19 protein-coding genes are annotated in these 20,629 nt (G+C 67.0%); 9 read left to right on the top strand and 10 right to left on the bottom strand.

Going from position 1 to position 20,629, the window contains the following annotated elements; all coding sequences use genetic code 11:
• Positions 1 to 16: 16 nt before the first annotated feature.
• Positions 17 to 1,012, bottom strand: coding sequence for a glycosyltransferase family 4 protein (locus HNH97_RS07105; RefSeq protein WP_171790436.1), 996 nt, complete (start codon positions 1,010 to 1,012; stop codon positions 17 to 19).
• 342 nt (positions 1,013 to 1,354) lie between these two features.
• Here HNH97_RS07105 and rpsF point away from each other — a divergent pair, with 342 nt between their 5' ends.
• From rpsF to rplI, 3 genes are read left to right on the top strand one after another with little or no spacing between them, the layout of a single operon-like run.
• On the top strand, positions 1,355 to 1,858 hold the full coding sequence (gene rpsF / locus HNH97_RS07110) for a 30S ribosomal protein S6 (RefSeq protein ID WP_171790437.1): 504 nt from the start codon (positions 1,355 to 1,357) through the stop codon (positions 1,856 to 1,858).
• 6 nt (positions 1,859 to 1,864) lie between these two features.
• Positions 1,865 to 2,140 carry a 30S ribosomal protein S18 gene (gene rpsR, locus HNH97_RS07115; RefSeq protein ID WP_110096040.1) on the top strand — a complete coding sequence of 92 codons (276 nt, stop codon included), beginning with the start codon at positions 1,865 to 1,867 and terminating at the stop codon, positions 2,138 to 2,140.
• Positions 2,141 to 2,153: 13 nt separating this feature from the next.
• A complete protein-coding gene (rplI, locus tag HNH97_RS07120) occupies positions 2,154 to 2,753 on the top strand; it encodes a 50S ribosomal protein L9 (RefSeq protein WP_171790438.1) in 600 nt (199 codons plus the stop codon).
• A 250-nt stretch (positions 2,754 to 3,003) separates the two neighbouring features.
• On the opposite strand, the gene rsmA is transcribed toward rplI, so the two are convergent.
• The 9 genes from rsmA to cysQ form a co-directional block, all read right to left on the bottom strand.
• Complete coding sequence (gene rsmA, locus HNH97_RS07125) at positions 3,004 to 3,852, bottom strand: 16S rRNA (adenine(1518)-N(6)/adenine(1519)-N(6))-dimethyltransferase RsmA (RefSeq protein ID WP_171790439.1); 849 nt, start codon at positions 3,850 to 3,852, stop codon at positions 3,004 to 3,006.
• 11 nt (positions 3,853 to 3,863) lie between these two features.
• Entirely contained in the window at positions 3,864 to 5,261 is a 1,398-nt protein-coding gene (locus tag HNH97_RS07130) for a peptidylprolyl isomerase (protein WP_171790440.1), read from the bottom strand.
• Positions 5,262 to 5,284: 23 nt separating this feature from the next.
• Positions 5,285 to 7,732 carry an LPS-assembly protein LptD gene (locus tag HNH97_RS07135; protein ID WP_171790462.1) on the bottom strand — a complete coding sequence of 816 codons (2,448 nt, stop codon included), beginning with the start codon at positions 7,730 to 7,732 and terminating at the stop codon, positions 5,285 to 5,287.
• A gap of 47 nt (positions 7,733 to 7,779) precedes the next feature.
• The gene (lptG, locus tag HNH97_RS07140; RefSeq protein ID WP_110912162.1) at positions 7,780 to 8,895 is read right to left on the bottom strand and encodes an LPS export ABC transporter permease LptG; all 1,116 of its coding nucleotides are present in this window, start codon (positions 8,893 to 8,895) and stop codon (positions 7,780 to 7,782) included.
• Positions 8,892 to 10,052: an LPS export ABC transporter permease LptF gene (gene lptF / locus HNH97_RS07145; RefSeq protein WP_110912163.1), complete on the bottom strand. Its 1,161-nt coding sequence runs from the start codon at positions 10,050 to 10,052 to the stop codon at positions 8,892 to 8,894. The genes lptG and lptF overlap by 4 nt, the downstream gene beginning before the upstream one ends.
• 92 nt (positions 10,053 to 10,144) lie before the next feature.
• Complete coding sequence (locus HNH97_RS07150) at positions 10,145 to 11,596, bottom strand: FAD-binding oxidoreductase (protein WP_171790441.1); 1,452 nt, start codon at positions 11,594 to 11,596, stop codon at positions 10,145 to 10,147.
• The gene (locus HNH97_RS07155; RefSeq protein WP_227744330.1) at positions 11,593 to 12,243 is read right to left on the bottom strand and encodes a hypothetical protein; all 651 of its coding nucleotides are present in this window, start codon (positions 12,241 to 12,243) and stop codon (positions 11,593 to 11,595) included. The genes HNH97_RS07150 and HNH97_RS07155 overlap by 4 nt, the downstream gene beginning before the upstream one ends.
• 39 nt (positions 12,244 to 12,282) lie before the next feature.
• Entirely contained in the window at positions 12,283 to 13,251 is a 969-nt protein-coding gene (locus tag HNH97_RS07160; protein WP_171790442.1) for an L-threonylcarbamoyladenylate synthase, read from the bottom strand.
• On the bottom strand, positions 13,248 to 14,033 hold the full coding sequence (gene cysQ, locus HNH97_RS07165) for a 3'(2'),5'-bisphosphate nucleotidase CysQ (protein WP_171790443.1): 786 nt from the start codon (positions 14,031 to 14,033) through the stop codon (positions 13,248 to 13,250). The genes HNH97_RS07160 and cysQ overlap by 4 nt, the downstream gene beginning before the upstream one ends.
• Positions 14,034 to 14,242: 209 nt before the next feature.
• Between cysQ and HNH97_RS07170 the strand changes: the two genes are divergently transcribed.
• The 6 genes from HNH97_RS07170 to HNH97_RS07195 all read left to right on the top strand — a co-directional run bounded on the left by HNH97_RS07170 (position 14,243) and on the right by HNH97_RS07195 (position 20,603).
• Complete coding sequence (locus HNH97_RS07170) at positions 14,243 to 15,712, top strand: leucyl aminopeptidase (RefSeq protein ID WP_171790444.1); 1,470 nt, start codon at positions 14,243 to 14,245, stop codon at positions 15,710 to 15,712.
• A 57-nt stretch (positions 15,713 to 15,769) separates the two neighbouring features.
• Positions 15,770 to 16,213: a DNA polymerase III subunit chi gene (locus HNH97_RS07175; protein ID WP_171790445.1), complete on the top strand. Its 444-nt coding sequence runs from the start codon at positions 15,770 to 15,772 to the stop codon at positions 16,211 to 16,213.
• Between the two features lie 87 nt (positions 16,214 to 16,300).
• Positions 16,301 to 17,152, top strand: coding sequence for an aldo/keto reductase (locus HNH97_RS07180; RefSeq protein WP_171790446.1), 852 nt, complete (start codon positions 16,301 to 16,303; stop codon positions 17,150 to 17,152).
• Between the two features lie 110 nt (positions 17,153 to 17,262).
• Entirely contained in the window at positions 17,263 to 19,065 is a 1,803-nt protein-coding gene (locus HNH97_RS18150; protein ID WP_171790447.1) for a proton-conducting transporter transmembrane domain-containing protein, read from the top strand.
• Between the two features lie 15 nt (positions 19,066 to 19,080).
• Positions 19,081 to 20,043, top strand: a complete 963-nt coding sequence (locus HNH97_RS07190; RefSeq protein WP_171790448.1) for a hypothetical protein — start codon at positions 19,081 to 19,083, stop codon at positions 20,041 to 20,043.
• The gene (locus tag HNH97_RS07195; protein WP_171790449.1) at positions 20,040 to 20,603 is read left to right on the top strand and encodes a hypothetical protein; all 564 of its coding nucleotides are present in this window, start codon (positions 20,040 to 20,042) and stop codon (positions 20,601 to 20,603) included. Before HNH97_RS07190 ends, HNH97_RS07195 begins: the two co-directional genes overlap by 4 nt.
• Positions 20,604 to 20,629: the final 26 nt, after the last annotated feature.

Raw genomic sequence — 20,629 nt, forward strand, 5'->3', positions numbered from 1 at the left:
GGAAGGGGGCTGCCGCTCAGGCGGCGGTCCCTTCGCGGACGCGGGTATAGAACGCCTCGATCAGGTGCGCCTGGCGATCGGGGTTGAAACGTTGCATGTCCCACTCCTGCGGGCCGAGTTGGCGCATGTGGCGCAGGCCCTGCGCCATGGCGGCGACATCGCCGGGCGGGACAAGCGAAGGCGAGGCGGGGGGCAGGATGTCAAGCACCCCGCCCGCCGCCGTCGCGATGACAGGCAGGTGCGCCGCCATGGCCTCCAGCAGGGCAAGGCCGAAGGGTTCATGCAGCGATGGCATGACGAAGCCGTCAAGCATGCCCAGGTCGGCCGGGAAATCGGAGCGGTAGCCCGGGAAGATGACATCCCCGCCGCCCATGGCCTCCAGCCGGGCACGTTCGGGTCCATCCCCGAACAGGATCAGTCGCGCATCGGGCAGGGCGGCCTGCCTGAACGCGCGGATCAGGATATCAAATCCCTTCTTTGTCACCATCCGGCCCCCGCCGCCGATCAGGAACGTTTTGTCCCCCACGCCGAACTGCGTGCGCATGCGCTGGCGTTCGGCGGGTGTCGGGCGCGGGCGCTGGCGGGTCCAGTTGCCGATGACGGTCCGTGCGCCCGCGAATGTGGACGGGATTTCGTCGGCCTGCCACCGGGCAATGCAGATCAGCGCGTCACAGCGGCCATAGGCGCGCGCGCTGAAACGGCTGTGCAGGGTGGCGATAAGCGGGACATGGCGTGGACGTGGCAGCAGGCCAAGGCGGAAGCTGCTTTTGCCCAGGTGGGTATGGATCACGTCGGGACGGAAATCCGCCAGCGTCTTCAGGTAGGACACGCAATATCCCCCACGCCCGGCGCGGACCATGCGTACCGGTGGTGCGATATGGGGGGTGATGTCGCTGCCGGTCAGCGGGTCGGTGGTCCGGCGGTCGATATGGATGCAGACCTCGTGGTGGTGTGCCTGCATCGCGGCCAGTTCGGTGACATAACGTTCGGTTCCGGCAAATTCACGGGTCATTATGCAATGCAGAATGCGCAAGATGACATCCTCAGGAGGCTGCGGGATACACGACTATCGTGCATGGATAGTGGAAAAAAAAAACCTACAAAGCGGAGAATGCTTAAAAACTGTTTCAAAGTGGCGCGGACATGCGCCCACCGTCCCGGCGATATGAGAGGGGAATATCGGGGCGACCGCGCTTTTTTCCTTGTCTGCGGGGGACGATCGTGCTTCAACGCGCACCTTCCCTGCCGGGTGCGTGGCATCGTCCCCGGCTATACCCGCGTCATGTGACAGCATGATGGCGCGGCGGACCGTGTCCGTTGCGAAAGGGGTTGAACAGATCCGAAGGGAGTTCCCATGCCATTGTATGAAACCGTGCTGATTGCACGTAACGACGTGTCGCAGCAGCAGGTCGAAGCCATCGCCGATGGCATCGCAACCGTGCTGGAAGCGGAATCCGGTTCGATCAAGAAGCGTGAATACTGGGGCCTGCGTACCCTGGCGTACCGCATCAAGAAGAACCGCAAGGGGCACTACATGCTCCTCGGCCTGGATGCGACGCCTGCCGCCATCAAGGAAATCGAGCGTCAGCTCAGCCTGAACGAAGACGTCCTGCGCGTGCTGATGCTGCGCGTTGACGAAATCGACGAGGCCCCGTCCGTGATCCTGTCGCGCAAGGGTGACGAGCGCGAGCGTGGGTTCCGTGGTCCGAAGCCCGCCGGTCGTTTCGAAAGCGGCCGTGGCAACAGTGGCGGCCAGCGCCGCAACTATGACGACCGCGAGGAGTTCCGCGCCCGTAACGAGCGTGAAGAACAGCAGCGCAACAATGCCGGCGCCCCCGCCAGCAGCGAAGCGGAGTAAGAGCTGATGTCCGAGACAACCGAGATCAACCCCGCCGCCCGTCGCGTGGCCGTGGGTGCGCGTCGTCCGTTTTACCGTCGCCGCAAGTCCTGCCCGTTCTCCGGCCCCAACGCGCCGCAGATCGACTACAAGGACGTGCGCCTGCTGAGCCGCTTCCTGTCCGAGCGTGGCAAGATCGTCCCCAGCCGCATCACGGCAGTGTCCGCCAAGAAGCAGCGCGAACTGGCCCAGGCCATCAAGCGCGCCCGTTTCCTGGCCCTGCTGCCCTATATCGTAAGCTGAGGGAGGCAGAACCATGTCCGCAGTAGAACTCATCCTGCTCCAGCGCGTCGAGAAGCTGGGCCAGATGGGCGAGATCGTCACGGTGAAGCCGGGCTATGCCCGCAACTTCCTCCTGCCGCAGGGCAAGGCGATCCGCGCCAACGCACACAACCGCGAGCGTTTCGAGCGTGAGCGCGTGCAGCTTGAGGCCCAGAACCTCAAGCGTCGCGAGGAGGCCGAGCGCCTGTCCGAGCGCATGCACGGCCTGTCCGTCATCCTGATCCGTCAGGCCGGCGACAGCGGTAGCCTGTATGGCTCCGTCACCACCCGCGACATCGCCGAGGCGACGACCAAGGCTGGCCTGACGATCTCGCGCTCGCAGGTCATCCTGCCCGAGCCGATCAAGCAGCTTGGTGTGTACGAAGTCCGCGTGGCCCTGCATCCGGAAGTTTCGATGCAGGTCAGCGTGAACGTCGCACGTTCGGAAGAAGAAGCCGAACGTCAGGCACGCGGTGAGGAAATCGGCGCCGAGCGCGACGATGACGCCTCCGGCTTTGTCGAGGAAGCGGTCGAAACCGAAGCCGCTCCCGAAGAAGCCGTTGCGGAGACGACGGAAGAACACCCCGCCGCCTGATTTGGCGTGCAGGCCGGTCCATCCCTCGTGATGGACCGGATGTTCAAGGCATGAAGGCCCGGTGGGGGATATTCCGCCGGGCCTTCTGTCATTTTGGGAAGCTTTCTCAGGGCTCTGCCCTGAAACCCGCCAAAGGGCATTGCCCTTTGGAAACCATGACTTGCGGTTGTCCCGGAAGCCTCAGACATTCAAAAGTTTTTGGTGAAGCTTTTTTCAAAAAGCTTCAGAAGACGCCGCCTTTATTCTTTGATCAGGAAGCCGAAGACTGACGTCCCAGATGGGCATGGGCCAGCCGGTCGAAATCAGCGATATCGAGCGTCTCCGCACGCCGGTTCCCCGCAATGCCTGCGGCCTCCAGCAACGCTTCCCCGCCGATGCCCCGCAACGCGCCCCGCAGCATCTTGCGCCGCTGGCCAAAGGCGGCCGCCGTGACCTGCTCCATCGCGCGGAACAGGGCAGGGGCAGGCTGCTGCGCATGGGGGATCAGGTTCACCACGGCGGACTGCACCTTGGGCGGTGGGGAAAAGGCGCCAGGCGGAATGGTCATGACGATGCCGCACCGCGCAACCCATTGCGACAGGACCGCAAGCCGCCCGTAATGATCGGAATCCGGCGTGGCGCAGATACGCTCCGCCACCTCAAGCTGGAACATCAGCGTCAGGCGCGCCCACTGCGACGCCTGCCGCAGCCAGCCAATCAGCAGCGGCGTGCCGACGTTATAGGGCAGGTTGGCGACGATCTGGCGCGGGGCGGGGCACAGGGTGGTCAGGTCACGACGCATGGCGTCGGCCTCCACCACATGCAGGCGCCCCGGATATGACGCGGCCAGTTCGTTCATGATGACAATGGCGCGGGCATCGACCTCCACCACCGTCAGGCTGGCGGCAGGGGTATCGAGGAGTGCGCGCGTCAGGCCGCCCGGACCGGGTCCAACCTCCACCACGTTTACACCATCGAGCCTGCCTGCCATGCCCGCGATGCGCGCGGTGATGCCGGGGTCGAGCAGGAAATGCTGCCCCAGTGACTTGCGCGCGTCGAGGCCATGGCGCGCGATGACGTCACGCAGCGATTCGCGCGGCGGGGAACCGGAAAGCGTCATGCCGGGCGGGATCAGGACTTGGAACGCATGTCGATGACCGCACGACGGTGCAGGTCACGATCCAACTGCCGCGATGTCTGTTCCACACGTTCATTGAGCAACTGGTCGGCGATCTCGCTTGGTGTCTGCAGGGCGACGTTACGCTCCTCCCGCTTGCAGACCATGATGAGGGCGATGCCGTCCATCGACACCAGCGGGTGGCTGGTTTCCCCGGGCTTGAGGCTTTCCAGCACTTCGCGCATCTGCGGATTCAGGCGGTCAACGCGCAGTTCGCCGGGATCGGTGGGGTGTTTTTCGCCGTATTTCTTGTTAAGCGCTTCCATCTCGTCACAGGACTTGATCTTTCCGGCAAGGTCGCTGGCCTGCTGGAGGGTCTGCTTCTGCTGGTCGGACGGGTCCTGCGGGTTGAGGGGCTGCGTAAAGGGCAGGAATGCCTGATGGATGCTCAGGATGGTCGCCATTTCATGGCCGACCGTACGGCGGCTGTTGATGGTCGCGATCACGTACCCACCGGCAACACGGATGGGGTTGGAAATCGCGCCGTCGGGCATCTTGCGCGCGACCTCGACCACTTCGGGGTCAAGGCTGTCTTCCTGCGTCCAGCCGAGCATCCCGCCTTCAAGCGCGCTCTGGCTCTGGGAGAACTGGGCCGCGACGATGGGGAACGGCGCGCCTTCGCGCAGTTCCTGAATGATGGTCTCGGTGAATTTGAGTTCGGTTTCGGGATGGTGGGGATCCTCGACCGGGACGAAGATCTCGCTGATCATGTACTGCGGCTTGCCATCCTCGCGCTTCAGCGCGTCGGTGCGCTGCTGGATCTCGGTCGCGGTGATGCGCCCGCGTGACCCGGTTTCCATGCGCAGCACCTGCGACCAGCCCACCTGCACGCGGATCTGGTCGATCAGGGTCGTGAGCGAGATGCTGTCCTGCGCCAGGCGGTTGCGCAGGGAGTTTTCGGGCATGCCATTGCGCTGCTCGATCCCGGAAATGGCGGCGGCGATCTGTGCGACGGGCACGTTGATGTGCCGCTCCAGCATCGCCTCCATGCGCAGGCGTTCGTCAATCAACTGGCGCACGATCTGCGGGCGCAGGCGGGTCATGATGTCGTCGCTGACATCCAGCCCCGATGACAGCGCGAACAGCCGCCCGCGCGTATCGACATCGCGCTTCGTCAGGACGGATCCATTGACGATGGCGATGATCGAATCCTCGGTCTGCGGTTCCGCGCTGGTGCCTGCATCCGTCTTGTGGCGGGCATGGCGGGTGCTTGCGGCATCGGCGCCGTGGCAGGTGGCGACGGCCATCGCCGCCGTCATCAGCCCCGCGCCCATGCACGATGCCAGCCTGCGTGCCTGCCGGGCCGCACGACGGGAAGGGACGCTGCCGGGGGTGGCGGAAAACCAACGCATTCAGATCAATCTTTCACGCATCATCAGCCATTCATGCCAAACGAACCGATGGTCTTGAACGTCAGGGAGAACATTACGGTCGAATTGCTCTGCTGACCACCAATTGTGGTGTACTGCTTGAGGTACATCACATCAATGCCGAAACAGTCATTCTGGTAGCCCGCATCGCCACCCACGGACACGCTCTGCTGGCGTGACAGGCTGCGGCGGATATATCCCGCAAGGTGCCAGTTGTCCCATGTCGTTGACGCGCCGAATGTCAGTTCGCTGATCGGCTTATAGTAGATCGAGGGCGGCGTCGAGGTATAGGGATTGTTTGCGTAATAATAGTAAGGCGTCACCGGTTCATAGATATAGCCGCCATTGACACGGAAATACTTGAAGCCCGCACTTCCCAGCGCATCGGCGAAATCGACGCGCCCGGCATAGGGATCAAGCCGCATTTTCCCATCAAAATCAAAGAAGTGGTTGGGGACGATGCGCGTGCCCATCACCACGTCCGACAGATGGTGGCTCAGCCCCGAATAGGGGATGCGGTCATGTTCGACATGCTCCTGGAAGCTTTCACCCACCAGCACGTCAACCTGGTGACCGTTCCATGTCCAGTTCGAATGCAGCCCGACATTGGCGCGCAGGCCACCATCAAGCCGGTCCGTCCCGGCATAGCGGTTCAGCGCGAACAGCGTCTGGTCGGTGAATTCATACGACAGGCTGTCTTCGTTGGGGATGAAGCGCGACGAACTGTTGCCGGTGTTGGGCGCGGCGATGATCTGCGCGATCGGTTCAAGGATTTCCGACCCGCGACCGTGGTTGAAGCTGCGCAGGAAGGGCCAGTTGAGCTTCAGCGCCACGGTGGGCAGGACCTGTCCCGCCACCTGGCTGCGGGTGGTCTTGGCATAGTTTGGCTGCTCGTTAAGCTGTGTCGCGCGGTGGATGGCCGATTCGACATGCAGCGTCAGGTCCCAGATCTGCCCCAGAGAGTTGCGGAACGGCCTGTCCCAGTTGAGCGTCAACTGCCCGCGCTGGTCCGATGTCCCGTTTTCACGATAGACGTAGAAATCGGTGGTATCGAGGCTGAAACGCCCGCCAAGCGCATCAGGCTGCCCGAAATAGCTGTAGGTGTAGCGCGGCAGCACCCATGGCAGGTCGCGGTTGTGGATGATGCCTTCGTTCAGCCCCTGATAGGCCTGCGCATCGACGCGCGAATACGACCCGGTGCCGAATCCCTCAAGGTAGATGTTCGAATTCAGCGTATCCTGTCCGTAGCCGGAAATGCGGTAGTCACGCATGTAGTTGGCGGAACTTGCGACGTTGATATGCGCGCCAAGCCGCCATGTCTTGTTCAGGGAGAACCGGCCCGAGCCAAAGAAATACCCCTGGACGCCATGGTTGTCCTTACTGTCAACCTCGTCACCGAAAGTATTGATGTAGTTGATGTCATGATGGGTGTCATAGGCGATGCCCGCGCGCACGTTCATGCTGCCGAAGTTGAAGCGGTGGCGGTACTGCGCGCTAAGCTGCGGGCCGGTACGGGTGGAGAACAGTCCTTCGGCCACCAGGTCCGACTGCCCGTCGATCACCCAGTAATACGGGATGGTGACATACGTGCCGAGATAGCGGTTATGCGGCGTAAAGCCGGGGGTGAGGAAGCCGCTCTGGCGTCGCACGGACGGGTCGGTCATGGAGAAGGCCGGCAGGTAGAAGATCGGCACGCCAAAGAAATCGACAAATGCGTCACGGAACTCGATGCGCTTGTGCTGCAGGTCGTGCGACGCGTCATAGGCGCGGATCTGCCAGAAGGGCGCGCGTTCGGGATGGCGGTCACAGATCTCGCACGCGGTATAGACGACGCGCGTCAGGTCATTGACCTTGCCGCCCGTGCGCCGCACGCCGTTCGCCGCCATGCGGGCGTTGTCGTCCATCTGCGCGTACATCTTGCTCATGATGCCATCGCGCATGCCGTTGCTCAGTTCGGCATAGCTGGTGAACATCACCGTCCCGTCGGGTTCGACCACCGCGACATTGCCAGAGGCGGAGGCCACGCCGGTATTGCGGTCGTAGATCACCTTGTCCGCCCGCATGACCTGATCGTTCTGCCAGATCTGGACATTGCCGCTCCAGATCGCAAGGCCGTTCTTGCTGTCATAGGCGACATGGTCGGCCTGGAAGGTGACGGGATCGCCCGTGGACACGGTGCTTGACGAGGCCGCACCGTGCTGCTGTGTCCCCGTGGTGGCGTCCGGCTGCGACGCCGCCGTCTGCGAATGGACATGCCGCCCCCGCATGGAGGGGGAGTTCTTGCTGGCCGGGGTCGGAAGTGGCTGCGACGCATCGGGGGTCGTGTCCGTCGCGCTGGCCGCGCGTGCCGTCGCCACGCTGCCCGGTGTCCCCAGCAGCATCATCATCCCCCCAAGGATCGTCGCCGACAGCAAGGCGATGCGCGATGCCCGTCTCGGCGGGGCAGGGCGCATGCGCTCAGGGTCGCGGGTGCGGCGCGACAGGGGGAAGGGACGGACCATTAACCGTCCTCTAGATGAAGAAGTAATGAAACTGCAAGACAAAGCCCTGCCCCGGTGGGGGCCCATGCCGCAAGCACGGGGGGCAGGGCGCCCGATTCACCGAACTGCGCCGCGATCTTGGAGATGGCGAACAGCGCAAAACCGGCCCCCACGCCCAGGCTGATCATCCGCACCACGCCCCCGCGCCGCGCCGGGCGCATCGAAAACCCCGCCGCCACCAGCGCCATCGTGCCGCACAGGACCGGCAGCGTCAGCAGGCTCTGGAAACGCAGGCGGTGGCGGATGGAGGAAAAGCCCGAACGGTTGAGCAGCTTGATGAACCCCGGCAGCGCCCAGACCGACAGCGTGTTGGGGGAGGCGAGGCTGTCCTGCACCCCCGCCAGCGTCAGGTCGGCGGGCAGCGTCATCTGCCCCATGTCCACCGGGTTTTCATCGGGGCGGAGCAGTCGCGCCCCCTCCAGCACCCAGCGCCTGTTGCCGAGGTAGCCGTGCGCGGCCTCGATGCGCGTCAGCATGTGGTCATGCCCGTCAAGGCGGAAGATGCTGACGCCGGAAATGCGCATCACATGGTCACGCAACCTGACGCGCCGGGCATGGACGATGGCGACGCCATGATCAACAAGGCCGTTGTCGGACTGGCGCATCCACAGGGCGCCGCCGCTCATGTTGATCGTCTTGACCGTGCTTTCACGCAGGTACTGCTGGTCCAGGATTTCCGCCCGGCGGTACATGGCCGATGACAGGGGGCTTATGACCGTGGTGGACAGGGCGCCGATCATGATGGCGCACCCGACCGGCCCGGCCAGGAACTGCCACGCGGAAATGCCCGCCGCGCGCGCCACCACCAGTTCGGACGAACGCGCCAGGCGCCAGAAGCAGATGATCCCGCCCAGCAGGACGCCAAAGGGCAGGATCTCCAGCATGGCGAAGGGGATGTGCAGGACCGCGATCTCGCTGACGAGGGAGGCGGGCACGTTGGGCCTGCTGGAGACGCGGCGCAGCAGGTCGATGAAATCGAACAGCGTGATCAGTCCCGTCAGGAACGCGATCACCGCCAGCACGGCATAGGTGAACTGGCGCGCGATATAGAGCGAGAGGGTCCGGGCGAAGGTCATCGTGGCGGGAGTGTCCCCGGAGCAGGGCCGCGGGTGCGGAATTCGGGCCAGAACAGGATGGCCATGCACACCAGTCCCGGCACGAGGGCGCAGATCCACATCAGCGGCATCAGTGCGAGGTTGCGGCTGGCGAGGTTCTGCACCAGCAGCGCCAGCGCCTGCACCGCGACCACCGCCAGCGTGGCCGCCACGGGACGCATGATGTTGCCATGGCGCGAAAACCCGCCCCCCAGCGCGCCAAGCAGGCCGATCATGGCGAAGGAAAACGCACAGAGCGGCGATGTCAGCCGACGCCATGCCTCGATGATCATCTTTTTCTCGTCACGTGGTGAAAACTGCCGCAGGTTCGGATGCAGCAGGGCGGTGATCGGCAGTTCGTTCGCATCGGGCTGGCGGGTCTGCGTGCCGTGCGGGGCGGACAGGTCGATGGTGTTGCGCTCGAAACTCAGCATATTCAGCCGTCCCGTCTTGCGGTCGATTTCCTGGCGGGACCCATTGAACAGGACAACGCGCGGCTGGTCATTGATGATGACCAGGCTGCCTTCCTCCGCCAGGATGGTGGCCTGCGCATCAGGCTGGCGGTCGTCTTCGACCATGATGCCATGCAGCAGCCCGTTTTCATCGCGGGTGCGGATATAGACGGTCATGTTGTCCGAAACCTGCGTGAACACCCCATCCTGTATCAGGAAGGCCGCCATCTTGTTGCGGATCTGGTATTCATACTGGCGAAAGCCGTGATACGACGCGGGCACCACCCACAGGTTGAGCGCATAGCACGCCAGTACCGACACCATGGCGCACAGCAGCGCCGGGCGCGCCATCATGAAGGGCGACAGCCCCGCCGCCTGCATGACCGTCAGTTCCCGGTCCGATCCCAGCCGCTGATAGATGAACTGCACCACCACGAAGGTCGTGATCGGCAGGATGACCGCGACGAAGGAGGGGATCAGCAGGCTGGTCAACTGCACGAACACCCGCAGCGACAGCCCGCGCCCGACCACCAGCGAGACGAAATGCAGCGACTGCGTCAGCCAGATGAGCAGCACGAGCGCCCCTGTCGTCGCGACGAGCGCCAGCAGCAACTGTCGCAGGACGTAGCGGTCCAGAATCGACAGACGCGTGGAGAAGCGTTGGATGACGGGATAGGCGACAGGCATGCTCCTGTCTAACCCTCATCGCGGTGCATAAAAAGGTATGTTACCGCAAAGGTCTGAAACAGTCTGTGTCCGTCGGGCATCGTGTCGGGTCGTCACGACGTGGCGGGCGGGAAGATTTTGCCCGGATTCATCAGGTCATGCGGGTCCAGCGCCGCCTTTATGCGCCGCATGGTCGCCAGTTCCGCGCCCCCGCGCCATTCCGCCATCATGTAGGGTTTGAGCTGTCCCACCCCGTGTTCGGCGGAAAACGACCCGTCAAGGTCGCGCACGATGTCGGCCACCGTGTCCATGATGTCATGGCTGCGCGCCAGAAAGGCGTCGGCGGGCATGTCCACTGGCTGCACCACGTTGAAATGGATGTTGCCATCGCCCAGATGCCCGAACGGCGCGGGGCGGATGCCGGGGATCAGGTCCTCGCACGCCCGTGTCGCGCGCGCGATCAGTTCGGGCACGCGCGCGACGGGAACGGACACGTCGTTCTTCACGCTCGCGCCCGCGCGCTTCTGCGCCTCGGCATGTTCCTCGCGCAGTTTCCACAGGTTGGCGCGCTGCCCCTCGCTCTCGGCCATGACGGCGTCGGTCACGATGCCCTTTTCCATCGCATCGGCCAGCACGCCTTCCATGAACTCGCGCAGGTCGGCGCCCGGGCGCGGTGTCGCAAGCTCCACCAGGACATAGGCCGGGGCGGGCTGTTCCAGCGGCAGGCTGGCCCCCGCGATCAGGTCATTGACCAGCGCCATGCCCGTGCCCGACATGTATTCGAACGCCTGGATCAGCGCGGGGTCCAGCGCGCGGAACGCACTGAACAGCGCAAGCGCGCCCTGCGCGTCCTCGACCGCGCACAGCGCGACCTCGACCTCCTTCGGCGCGGGCTGGAGCTGGATGATCGCGCGCGTGATGAAGCCCAGCGTCCCTTCGGAGCCGACGAAAAGCTGCCGCAGCGCGTATCCGGTATTGTCCTTGCGCAGGCGGCGCAGGCCGTGGAACACCTCCCCGTCGGGCAGGACCGCCTCCAGCCCCAGCACCAGTTCGCGCGCGTTGCCGTACCGCACGGTGTTGTTGCCGCCCGCGTTCGTCGCAAGGATGCCACCCATCTGCGCCGACCCTTCGGAGGAGATCGACAGCGGCAGCATCATCCCCGCCTCCCGCGCGGCGTCCTGCGCGACCTTCAGGGGCACGCCCGCTTCGACCTCCATCGTCATTTCATGGGGGTCGATGCCCCGGATATGGTTCATGCGCCCCATGCAGATGACCACCTCGTGCCCGCTGTCATCGGGGGTCGCGCCGCCGACCATGCTGGTATTGCCGCCCTGCGGCACCATCGGGACGCCATGGGCGACACACAGGCGCACCGCCTCTGACAGTTCGCGCGTATCCGCCGGGCGCAGCACCGCAAGCGCGCGGCCATGGTACAGGTTGCGCCAGTCGGTGCAGAACGGGTCCATGTCGCCCGCCGCCGTCAGCATCCCCGACGGTCCCAGAAGCTGGCCAAGCCGTTCAAGCAGCTTCGCGGGATCTGCGGGTGTGGGGGATACGGCGGTCATGATGGCAGGCCTCCTGAAAGCTGGTGCGGATACGGATTCAATGGCTGGGCGGGGGGATGCGTATTCTGCGCGTGCGATTGTGGCGCGGTATAGGGCGCGCTGGCCTGCGCGGGCGAACTGTCCAGCGCGTGGAACAGTTCCGTCACCGCGATCCCCGCCAGCGTGCCGATGGCCAGCGCCAGCATCAGGGTGGTGCGCCGGGGCGTGGCGCGCGTGCCCGTCGCGGCCAGGCGCGCCTGGATCTGCGCCAGCGCCGTCTGTGTTTCCGCGCGTGCCTGCTGTGTCAGCAGCAGTTCGTCCTGCAGCTTGTCATTGATCCGGCGTGAATTGCGCAGTTCGTCGTCAAGCCTGCGGATGCTGTCCGCCATTTCGGAGATACGGCTGTGGGCATCCTTGATCTCCCGCGCCGCCGCCGCGCTCGTGCGTCCGCCGCGCGGGGCGCGTGGCTTGGCTGCCGCGCGGGGCGGGGGATTGGGGGCGATGGCCGTAAACAGGTTTTTCAGCGCGCCACCCGTCGTCTGGTTCTTGCGCGCGCGGGCGCGGATGGCCGACAGCGCGCTTTCCGACTGTCCCGGATTGTCCTCCAGCACGAGTGCCAGAATATCCGACAGGATCTTGAGTTCCTTGGGGTCTAGGCTATCGCTCATGTCAGGTATCGCCAGGGTCGGGTCATCAGGGTCGGGTCATCATGTGCGCGGGCAGGCGGCGCGGGACAGGCGGTCGGCAATGGCGGCGCCCAGCCCATGCGTCGGCACGGGCTGGACCGCGATCGCGCGCAGTCCGCGCCTGCGCCCCTCCATATCAAGAAACCGCAGCCCGGCGAAGAGGCGCGCGGCCGCTTCCTCCAGCTTTTCGCCCGGGCTGAGGTTCCATGTCAGGGAACTGCCGGGCAATTCCGGGCCGAACGCCAGCAGCGCTTCGTCCGGGGCGACGGACACGGCACCAAGGCGGACCGGCAGCGTGGGGGCGTAATGCGACGACAGCCGCCCCGGCGCGGCGGGGCGCGCGTCGCTGCTGTCATGGGGCAGGGTGATGTCGGGGCATATTTCGCGCAGGGCCTCGATCGGGATCCCGCCGGGACGCAGCAGGACCGGGTGCGGCCCCGTCAGGTCCACGATCGTGCTTTCGATCCCCACGGCACACGGGCCGGAATCGAGCACGGCGTCGATCCTGCCTTCCAGCCCGTCAAGGACATGTTCCGCGCGTGACGGGCTGACGCCGCCCGACGGGTTGGCCGAAGGGGCCGCGACCGGAACCCCCGCCGCCGCCAGCAGCGCGCGCGCCACATCCCCCGCCGGCACCCGCACCGCGACGGAGGGCAGGCCCGCCCCGGCAAGGTCACAGATCGCGCAGTCGGCCGTGCGCGGCAGCACCAGCGTCAGCGGCCCGGGCCAGAAGCGTTGCGCAAGGCGATGCGCCCGCGCATCGGCGTGCGCATGGACGAAGGCGCTGGCGGCATCGGGAAAATGGCTGATGAGCGGATTGAACGCCGGGCGCTGCTTCGCCGCGAAGATGCGTGCGACCGCGTGGGCGTTGGTGGCGTCGGCGCCAAGGCCATAGACCGTCTCCGTCCCGAACGCGACCAGTCCGCCGCCACGCAGGATGTCCGCCGCCTGCGCGATGCCCGCGCCGTCCGCCGCCAGCCGTCGTGTCATTGCGCGCCGCGGCAGATGAAGGGCGGATTGCGCCACCCCGCCTTGCCATAGGCCAGCGGCGTGCCGTCGAATTCGGTGATGCTGCCGCCCGCCGCCTCCAGCACGGCCTGCGGGGCCGCGGTGTCCCATTCCATCGTCGGGCCAAGGCGGGGATACAGGTCCGCCACCCCTTCGGCCACGCGGATGAACTTCACCGCCGATCCGATGTTGCGGATGCTGGCGACGGGCTGGCGCGACAGTAGGTCCTTCAGGCGCGGGTCATCGGCGTAATGGCGTGACGCCAGCACATCCAGCCCCGCCGCGGGTGCGGTGCGGGCATGGATCGGGTGCTGTCCGGATTCGTCACGCCGCCACGCGCCATGGCCGATCCGCCCGGCATAGACCTGGTGATACGCCGGCAGCGCCACGGCGCCAAGGATCGCGCGACGGTCGCGCACCAGCCCGATATTGACGGTGAAATCCTCCCGCCCCGCCGCGAATTCCCGCGTCCCGTCCAGCGGATCGACCAGCCAGTAGGTCCGGTCGGTCTCCACCTCGATCCCCGCCGCCGCTTCTTCCTCGGCAATGACGGGAATGGACGGGGCCGCGGCCCGCAGCCCGGCAAGGATATGCGCCTCCGCCGCGTGGTCGGCCTCCGTCACGGGGGAATCATCTGTCTTGGTGTGCGTGATGAACCCGCGTGCGCGGATGTCGCGGATCAGGGCTGCGGCCTCCGTCGCAAGACGGACCGCCAGATCGAGCAGGGCCTGATCGTCGGGGGCGTGCAAGGATGGTATGTTCATGCAGATGGCATTAGCTTACTCATGCCGCGCCGTCATGCGTTTATGCGATGCGACATGCAATCACCCGCCGCGGCGGGGCCTGTCCGGCGTGCGCGCCATCGTGGCGCGGGGGAAGGCTTTCCCCGGCGTATCAGGGGCCTGTGCGTGCCCCGCGCGTGATTTTGCGTCATGCGTGGTCTGTTGGTTTTCTCAAGCGGAGCGACTGCTTCATGCTCGATACCGGTTTTTCTGAGTCCCGCCTGCCGCACGAAGGCGTGCTGGCGATTCTGGCGCCCTCCGACGGGGCGCCTTCCGCACTGTATGCGCAGGCGGATGCGGCGACGGATGGTGCGCTGTCGCGCGCGGCGAAGGCGGCGGATTTCTCCTTCGCGGCAAAGGCGTCGTGCGTCGTGCTCGCCCCCGGTGCGGGGCTGGATCGCGTGGTCCTCATCGGCCTTGGCCCGCGCGACGCAATTGATGCGCGCGTGGCCGAACAGGCGGGCGGGACTGTCGCCTCCGCGCTGGGCAAGGTCACGGCGCGGGCCACGGTCGCGCTCGATACGCTGCCCGGCGGGCTTGCGGCGCATGTCGCCCTCGGGGCGGTGCTGGGGGCCTATCGCTTTGACTCCTACCGCACCACCTGGCGCGAGGGCGAGGCATGGAAGCTCGAAGGGCTGGAATTCCTGGGCACTGACGTCGCCGGGGCGCAGGCGGCATGGACGTCGCTGTCGGCGGTGGCGCGTGGCGTGCTGCTGTGCCGTGACCTGGTCAACGAACCGGCGAACATGCTGCGTCCCGACACGTTCGAGGCCCGCATCACAAAGCTGCGTGACCTTGGGGTGGAGGTCGAGGTGCTCGACCGCGAGGCGATGCACAGGCTTGGCTTCGGCGCGCTGCTTGGCGTGGGACAGGGCAGTTCCGTGCCGCCGCGCACCGTCATCATGCGCTGGAACGGCGGGGCGGAAGGCGAGGCCCCGGTGGCCTTCATCGGCAAGGGCGTGACCTTCGATTCGGGTGGCATCTCCATCAAGCCCGCGGGCGGCATGGAGGAAATGAAGACCGACATGGGCGGCGCCGCCGCCGTGGTCGGCACCATCGCCGCACTGGCGGGGCGCAAGGCGCGCGTCAATGCCGTGGGTGTCGTGGGGCTGGTGGAAAACATGCTGTCGGGCGATGCGCAGCGGCCGGGCGACGTGGTGCGCACCGCGTCGGGCCAGACGGTCGAGGTGCTCAACACCGACGCCGAGGGCCGCCTGGTCCTGGCCGACGTGCTGTGGTACGCGCAGGACCGGTTCAGGCCGCGCTTCATGGTTGACCTCGCCACCCTGACGGGCGCGATCGTCGTCAGCCTTGGCAACGAACGCGCGGGCCTGTTCTCCAACGACGATACGCTGGCGCAGCAGCTTGCGACGACGGGCGAGGGCGTGGGCGACAGGCTGTGGCGCATGCCGATGTGCGCGTCCTACCTTGAACTGCTGCGCTCTGACATCGCGGACCTCAAGAACATTGGCGGCCGCGCGGGCGGGTCGATCACGGCGGCGAAATTCCTCGAATGTTTCGTCAACAAGGTGCCGTGGGCGCACCTCGACATCGCGGGCACGGCGTTCGCGCACAAGGGGACGGCGTGTGTGCCCAAGGGGGCGACGGGCTTTGGCGTGCGCCTGCTCGATGCGCTCGTGCGTGAACATTACGAAGGCTGACCGGGGGCGGGTGGCATGGCTGCCGCCCGCTACGGACAGGCCTGCGGAAGGAACTTCATGGCGGAGGTCGGTTTTTATCACCTGACGCGTTCCACGCTGGAGCAGGCGCTGCCTGCCCTGCTCGGGCGGACGCTTGACGCCGGCCACCGCGCGGTCGTGCGCTGCGGGGACGAGGGCCGGGTCAAATGGCTCGACGATGCCCTGTGGCGCGCCACCGACCCGGTATGGCTGCCGCATGGCACCCGCGCGCTGGGCCATGAAAGCTGGCAGCCGATCTGGCTGACGGCGGGGGAGGACGTGCCCAACGGCGCGACCTTCCTGTTCCTGATTGATGGCATGTCGGCTGATGGCATGGGCGATTTCGAGCGGGTGTTCGACCTGTTCGACGGCCATGACGAAAATGCCGTCGCGGCGGCACGGCAGCGCTGGAAGGCATGTCGCGAGGCGGGGCACACCCTGACCTACTGGCAGCAGCAGGCGAAGGGGTGGACGCGTCGGTAATCCCTGCACCGAGGCAGGGATGACCCACGGGGCCATGGCGGTCATGGCCCGCAGGCGGCAGACCATGGCAAGGAAAGGCCGCGCAGCATGAAGAACGTTACATTCCCCGATGGCATCACGGTTCCCGCGCTGGGAATGGGGACATGGAACCTCGGGGATGACGAGGCGCGTCGCGATGCGGAAATCCGCAGCATCCGCATGGGGCTCGATGCGGGCCTGCGGGTTGTCGATACGGCGGAAATGTATGGCTCCGGCCGGTCCGAACGCCTGGTGGGACAGGCGATCGCCGGGCGGCGCGACGACGTGTACCTTGTGGACAAGGTCCTGCCCTCCAATGCCTCACGCGATGGAGTGCGCAAGGCCTGCGCGGCTTCGCTGAAGCTGCTGGGCACGGACCATCTGGACCTCTACCTCCTGCACTGGCGCGGTTCGATCCCGCTGGAGGAGACCGTGGCGGGGTTCGAGGATCTGAAACGCGCGGGCATGATCCGGGCGTGGGGCGTGTCCAATTTCGATGTCGATGACATGCGCGAACTGGCGCGGATCCACACGCCGGACCCGTGCTGCGCCAACCAGATCCTCTACAGCCTCGATTACCGTGGCGTGGAATATGACCTGCTGGCCCATGACCGGGCACAGGGGATCGTGACCATGGCCTATTCCCCGCTGGGGCAGGGGGGCGAACTGCTGCGCGCCCCGGTGCTGAAGCGGGTGGCGGCGCGGCACGAGACCTCGCTTGGCCCGGCAACGCCCGCGCAGGTCGCGCTGGCGTGGGTGCTGCGGCAACCCGGCGTGCTTGCGATTCCCAAGGCGGGGTCGCCCGCGCACCAGCGCGAAAACATGGCGGCGGTCGAACTGGAGTTGACGAAAGCCGATCTGGCGGAGATTGATGATGCAATCCCGCCGCCGCGTCGCAAGGTCTCCCTTGCGATGATCTGAGCCATGACCTGAGTGCCCGGGCATGGCCGTGGCGGGGCGGGCCGTCATCACCATGCCGCGCGGGAGCAGGTCGGATCATCAGCACTACCCTCCTTGTCGTTCTGGGCGCGATGCTTGCCTGCGCGCTTGCGCCGCGGGCGTGGCCCGCCACACGTGCGGTCTGCGCGCCGCTGCTGCGCGTGGGGTGGGTGATTGTCATGGTGGCGGTGCTGGCGGCCGAACTGCCCGGCCTGCCGGGGCATGTCGTGGTATCCGGGGGGGCGCGGCCCCTGCTGGCGATGTTCCATCCCGACCCGCTGGCGCTTCTGGCGCTGCTGCTGGTGGCGCTTGTGGGGCTGTATGCGGGGCAGGGGGGCGCGCTGGCGTGCATCGCCGCCGCGTTCGCCGTGGCGGGTGGCCCGCTGGTGTCGGGCCTGGCCGGGGCGTGCGTCATTGTCGCGCTGCATGATGACGCGGCATGGCGCGGGCGCGGGACCGGGGGGCTTCTTGGCATGGCGCTGCTGTCGATGCTCGATCCCATCGGCAATGGCCCTGCCGCGTTCGCACTGGCCGGGGCGGGGGCCGCCTCACGCGCGTTTGTGCTGCCGGCGGTGGTGCTGATGGCCACGTGGCCGCTGCTGCACCTGTCATGGCGGCCCGGCGGCGGCCGGCGGCATGTGCCCGCGCTGCGCATGGCCGATGTCGCGGGCTTTGTCGTGGGCTGCCACCTGTGGCTGCGTCTGCTGGCCTGCTATCCTGATATTCCTGTCCTGTCCGAACGCTGGGGCGATGCGCTGGTGGCGCTGTCGGCCGGGCTGTTCCTTGTGGCGTCGCTGCGTGCGCTGGTGGCGCGAGACGTGCGCCGTGTCCTGTCGGGCCTGTTCGGCGGCACGGCGGCCCTGCCGGTCATGCTGGCGGGACTGGGGCTGGTGGCGCGGGCCAATGACCTTCCGGACATGCTTGGCGGGGTGGTGGCATGCCTGATGCTGCTGCTGGCGGCAGGAAGCATCGTGTGGGTCGCGCTGCTGGCCCTGTGTGATGCGATCGGGGCGGAGGCCGGACGACTGGTGCTGATGCATCTGGGGGGGCTGGCGACGCTGATGCCCCGCCTGTCGGCACTGCTGTCGGTCGGGTTGCTGGCGCTGGGGGGCATGCCGCCGCTGATCGGGTTTTCGATATCGTGGATGCTGCTGCGCCTGTTCGGCGCCCTGCCGCATGGGGGGAGCCTTGCGCAGGAAATTCCCGTGGTCTGTGTCCTGATCGTCATGGGCGCGGCATGGGGCGTGCGGCTGCTGGCGCTGGTGCGTCTGGTGGGGGTCGTGCTGTGCGGGCGGCCGCGTACGCCACGCGGGGCGGGGGCGTGCGATCCGCCGTGGCCGGTCCTTGGCCGGTGTGCGGCAGGCGTGGCGCTGGCCTGCGTGGTGTCGCTGCTGCCCGGCGCGTGGATCGCCCTTGCGCGGGCAGGCATGGCGCGGGTGGTGCGGCAGGCCAATGGCCCGGCGGGTGCGGGCGGGACGCTGTTTGCCCTGCCATCGCCCGATGGCGTGTCCGTGCTGGCGCCGGTCCATGGGTTTGTGCTGCTGCTGGTGGTCGGGGCCATGGTGGGGATGGTGTGGTGGATGCGCGGGGTTTCCGCCACGCGGCAGGTGGCGACATGGGAACAGGGCGCGCCGCCGGCCCCGCCATGGATGCCCTTTGGCGACCCGCTGACGCAGGTGGGGGCGGGTGTGTTCGTGCGCCTGCTGCAGGACATGGCGGGCTGGCCCGAGGGGGCGGCGGCAGGGCTGCGGCGGGCGCTGCGGGCATGGCGCGCGGGGGGACATGCCCTGCTGCTGCCCCTGCGGCGTTTTCCCGATGCGCCGGAACGCCTTGCGCCGCTGGCGCTGCCGGTTGGGGTCGCGATCGCCATGGCCATCCTGTGCTGGCTGGCCTGACATGGGGGGATGGTGATGGGCGCGCTGGCTGTCGGGATGCAGGGACTGCTGCTGTCGGGGATGCATCTGGCGCTGATGGTGCTGATGGCGCCGGTCTGCGCGCGGTTCATCCAGTGGTGCCGGCAGCGCATGACGGGGGTGGCCGGGCCGCCCGCGCTGCTGTCGCGCTGGCGCATGATCGCGCGGGCCTGGTCGTGTCCGGGCATGCGCGCGGCGTCGGGCGCGCGGGTGACGGCGCTGGCGCCGTGGGGGGCGCTGGTGATGGCGCTGGTGGCGGTGCTGCTGGTGCCGTCCTTCTCGCTGGGCATGGCGGGGGAGGAGGGTTCGGACCTGCTGACGGGTGTCGTGCTGCTGTTCGGGGCGGGGGGTGTCCTGTGCCTTGTCGGGCTGGCCAGCGGGCAGGGACGCGAAGGGCGCATGGCGGCGATGCTGCTGGTGGGGATGATGCTCCTTGTGCCAGCCCTGGTGGTGGCTGTAGCCGTGCCGGAAATGGCCACGCCGGGCAGCACGGTTGCGGGCCTTGTGCGCTTCATGCGCATGGCGCAGGACAGCGCGGGCATACGCGGGCCGCTGGCGCTGGCGGGGGGGGCGTTCATCCTGGTCGGGGTGGACCGGGTCGCGGCAGGCAGCGGCCGGACGTTCGATGGCATGACGGACAACCTTGCCGGGCCGGACCGTGCCGTCATGCTGTTCGTGCGTGACCTTGTCGCGCTGGCGTGGATCACGCTGGGCGGGGACCTGCTGTGGCCCGATGCCATCGTCATTCCCGATACCGCCGGTTCGCCACACCTGTTCGTGGCGATGCTGGTCGCCATCGCGCTGTGGGGTGCCCGCACGCTGGGGCTGTGTGGCGTGGTCGCGTGCCTGCGGACCTTTGTCATGGCGTCGGGACAGGTGGCGCGCCTGCGCGCGGGGCTGGCGCTGCTGTGCGGGTGCCTGGCCATCGTGCTGCTGTTTGCCGGTCGGGAATTCGGATGATGCTGGTCGTGCTGCTGGGGATGATGGTGTTCGTTTCGCTGTTCGGCCCTGATGCGGGCGGGGTGATGCTGGTGTGGCAGGCGGGGCTGGCGGCGGCGTGCCTTCTGATGGCCGCATGGCAGGGCGGGGCGTGGCAGACCTGCCTGCCGGCGGCGGCCGGTGCGGTGGTGCTGGGCGGGCTTGTGGCATGGCACCTGCGCGCGCGCGTCCATCCGGTGCGCCATGGGTATGCACTGCTGCTGCGCCTTGGCGGCGGGTTGCTGATGGTGGCGCTGCTGTCCATTGCGGTGCCGCCGGATGCGCTTGATGTCGAAGGGCGGCTGGAGGTTGTCGCCGGGCTGTCGGCCATTTCATGTGGCCTGATCGCCGCGGGTGTGGAGCGTGACCGCGCGCGTCAGTGCGCGGCGCTGGCCTGCGCGCTGGAAGGATGGCTGCTGCTGTCGGGCATTGCCGGGCGCGCGCTGCCGGTGGTGGTGGGATGCATGATGCTCGCGGCCATGGTGTTCATGATCCGCATGACCATGCCGCGTGATCCCGCCACGGGGGACGGGGCATGGTGATGGGGGGGCTTTCGCCATGGATGTGC

The organism is Gluconacetobacter entanii, assembly GCF_013155425.1.
GTDB lineage: Bacteria > Pseudomonadota > Alphaproteobacteria > Acetobacterales > Acetobacteraceae > Novacetimonas > Novacetimonas entanii.

What these genes read in the sequence shown, in the direction of transcription:
- HNH97_RS18150 (WP_171790447.1), top strand. Translation starts at nt 17,263, where the DNA reads ATGCTTGCCTGCGCGCTTGCGCCGCGGGCGTGGCCCGCCACACGTGCG.
- rplI (WP_171790438.1), top strand. Translation starts at nt 2,154, where the DNA reads ATGTCCGCAGTAGAACTCATCCTGCTCCAGCGCGTCGAGAAGCTGGGC.
- HNH97_RS07135 (WP_171790462.1), bottom strand. Translation starts at nt 7,732, where the DNA reads ATGCGCCCTGCCCCGCCGAGACGGGCATCGCGCATCGCCTTGCTGTCG.
- HNH97_RS07160 (WP_171790442.1), bottom strand. Translation starts at nt 13,251, where the DNA reads ATGACACGACGGCTGGCGGCGGACGGCGCGGGCATCGCGCAGGCGGCG.
- cysQ (WP_171790443.1), bottom strand. Translation starts at nt 14,033, where the DNA reads ATGAACATACCATCCTTGCACGCCCCCGACGATCAGGCCCTGCTCGAT.
- HNH97_RS07105 (WP_171790436.1), bottom strand. Translation starts at nt 1,012, where the DNA reads ATGACCCGTGAATTTGCCGGAACCGAACGTTATGTCACCGAACTGGCC.
- rsmA (WP_171790439.1), bottom strand. Translation starts at nt 3,852, where the DNA reads ATGACGCTTTCCGGTTCCCCGCCGCGCGAATCGCTGCGTGACGTCATC.
- HNH97_RS07195 (WP_171790449.1), top strand. Translation starts at nt 20,040, where the DNA reads ATGATGCTGGTCGTGCTGCTGGGGATGATGGTGTTCGTTTCGCTGTTC.
- HNH97_RS07155 (WP_227744330.1), bottom strand. Translation starts at nt 12,243, where the DNA reads ATGAGCGATAGCCTAGACCCCAAGGAACTCAAGATCCTGTCGGATATT.
- HNH97_RS07150 (WP_171790441.1), bottom strand. Translation starts at nt 11,596, where the DNA reads ATGACCGCCGTATCCCCCACACCCGCAGATCCCGCGAAGCTGCTTGAA.
- lptG (WP_110912162.1), bottom strand. Translation starts at nt 8,895, where the DNA reads ATGACCTTCGCCCGGACCCTCTCGCTCTATATCGCGCGCCAGTTCACC.
- HNH97_RS07130 (WP_171790440.1), bottom strand. Translation starts at nt 5,261, where the DNA reads ATGCGTTGGTTTTCCGCCACCCCCGGCAGCGTCCCTTCCCGTCGTGCG.
- HNH97_RS07190 (WP_171790448.1), top strand. Translation starts at nt 19,081, where the DNA reads ATGGGCGCGCTGGCTGTCGGGATGCAGGGACTGCTGCTGTCGGGGATG.
- lptF (WP_110912163.1), bottom strand. Translation starts at nt 10,052, where the DNA reads ATGCCTGTCGCCTATCCCGTCATCCAACGCTTCTCCACGCGTCTGTCG.
- rpsR (WP_110096040.1), top strand. Translation starts at nt 1,865, where the DNA reads ATGTCCGAGACAACCGAGATCAACCCCGCCGCCCGTCGCGTGGCCGTG.
- HNH97_RS07180 (WP_171790446.1), top strand. Translation starts at nt 16,301, where the DNA reads ATGAAGAACGTTACATTCCCCGATGGCATCACGGTTCCCGCGCTGGGA.
- HNH97_RS07170 (WP_171790444.1), top strand. Translation starts at nt 14,243, where the DNA reads ATGCTCGATACCGGTTTTTCTGAGTCCCGCCTGCCGCACGAAGGCGTG.
- HNH97_RS07175 (WP_171790445.1), top strand. Translation starts at nt 15,770, where the DNA reads ATGGCGGAGGTCGGTTTTTATCACCTGACGCGTTCCACGCTGGAGCAG.
- rpsF (WP_171790437.1), top strand. Translation starts at nt 1,355, where the DNA reads ATGCCATTGTATGAAACCGTGCTGATTGCACGTAACGACGTGTCGCAG.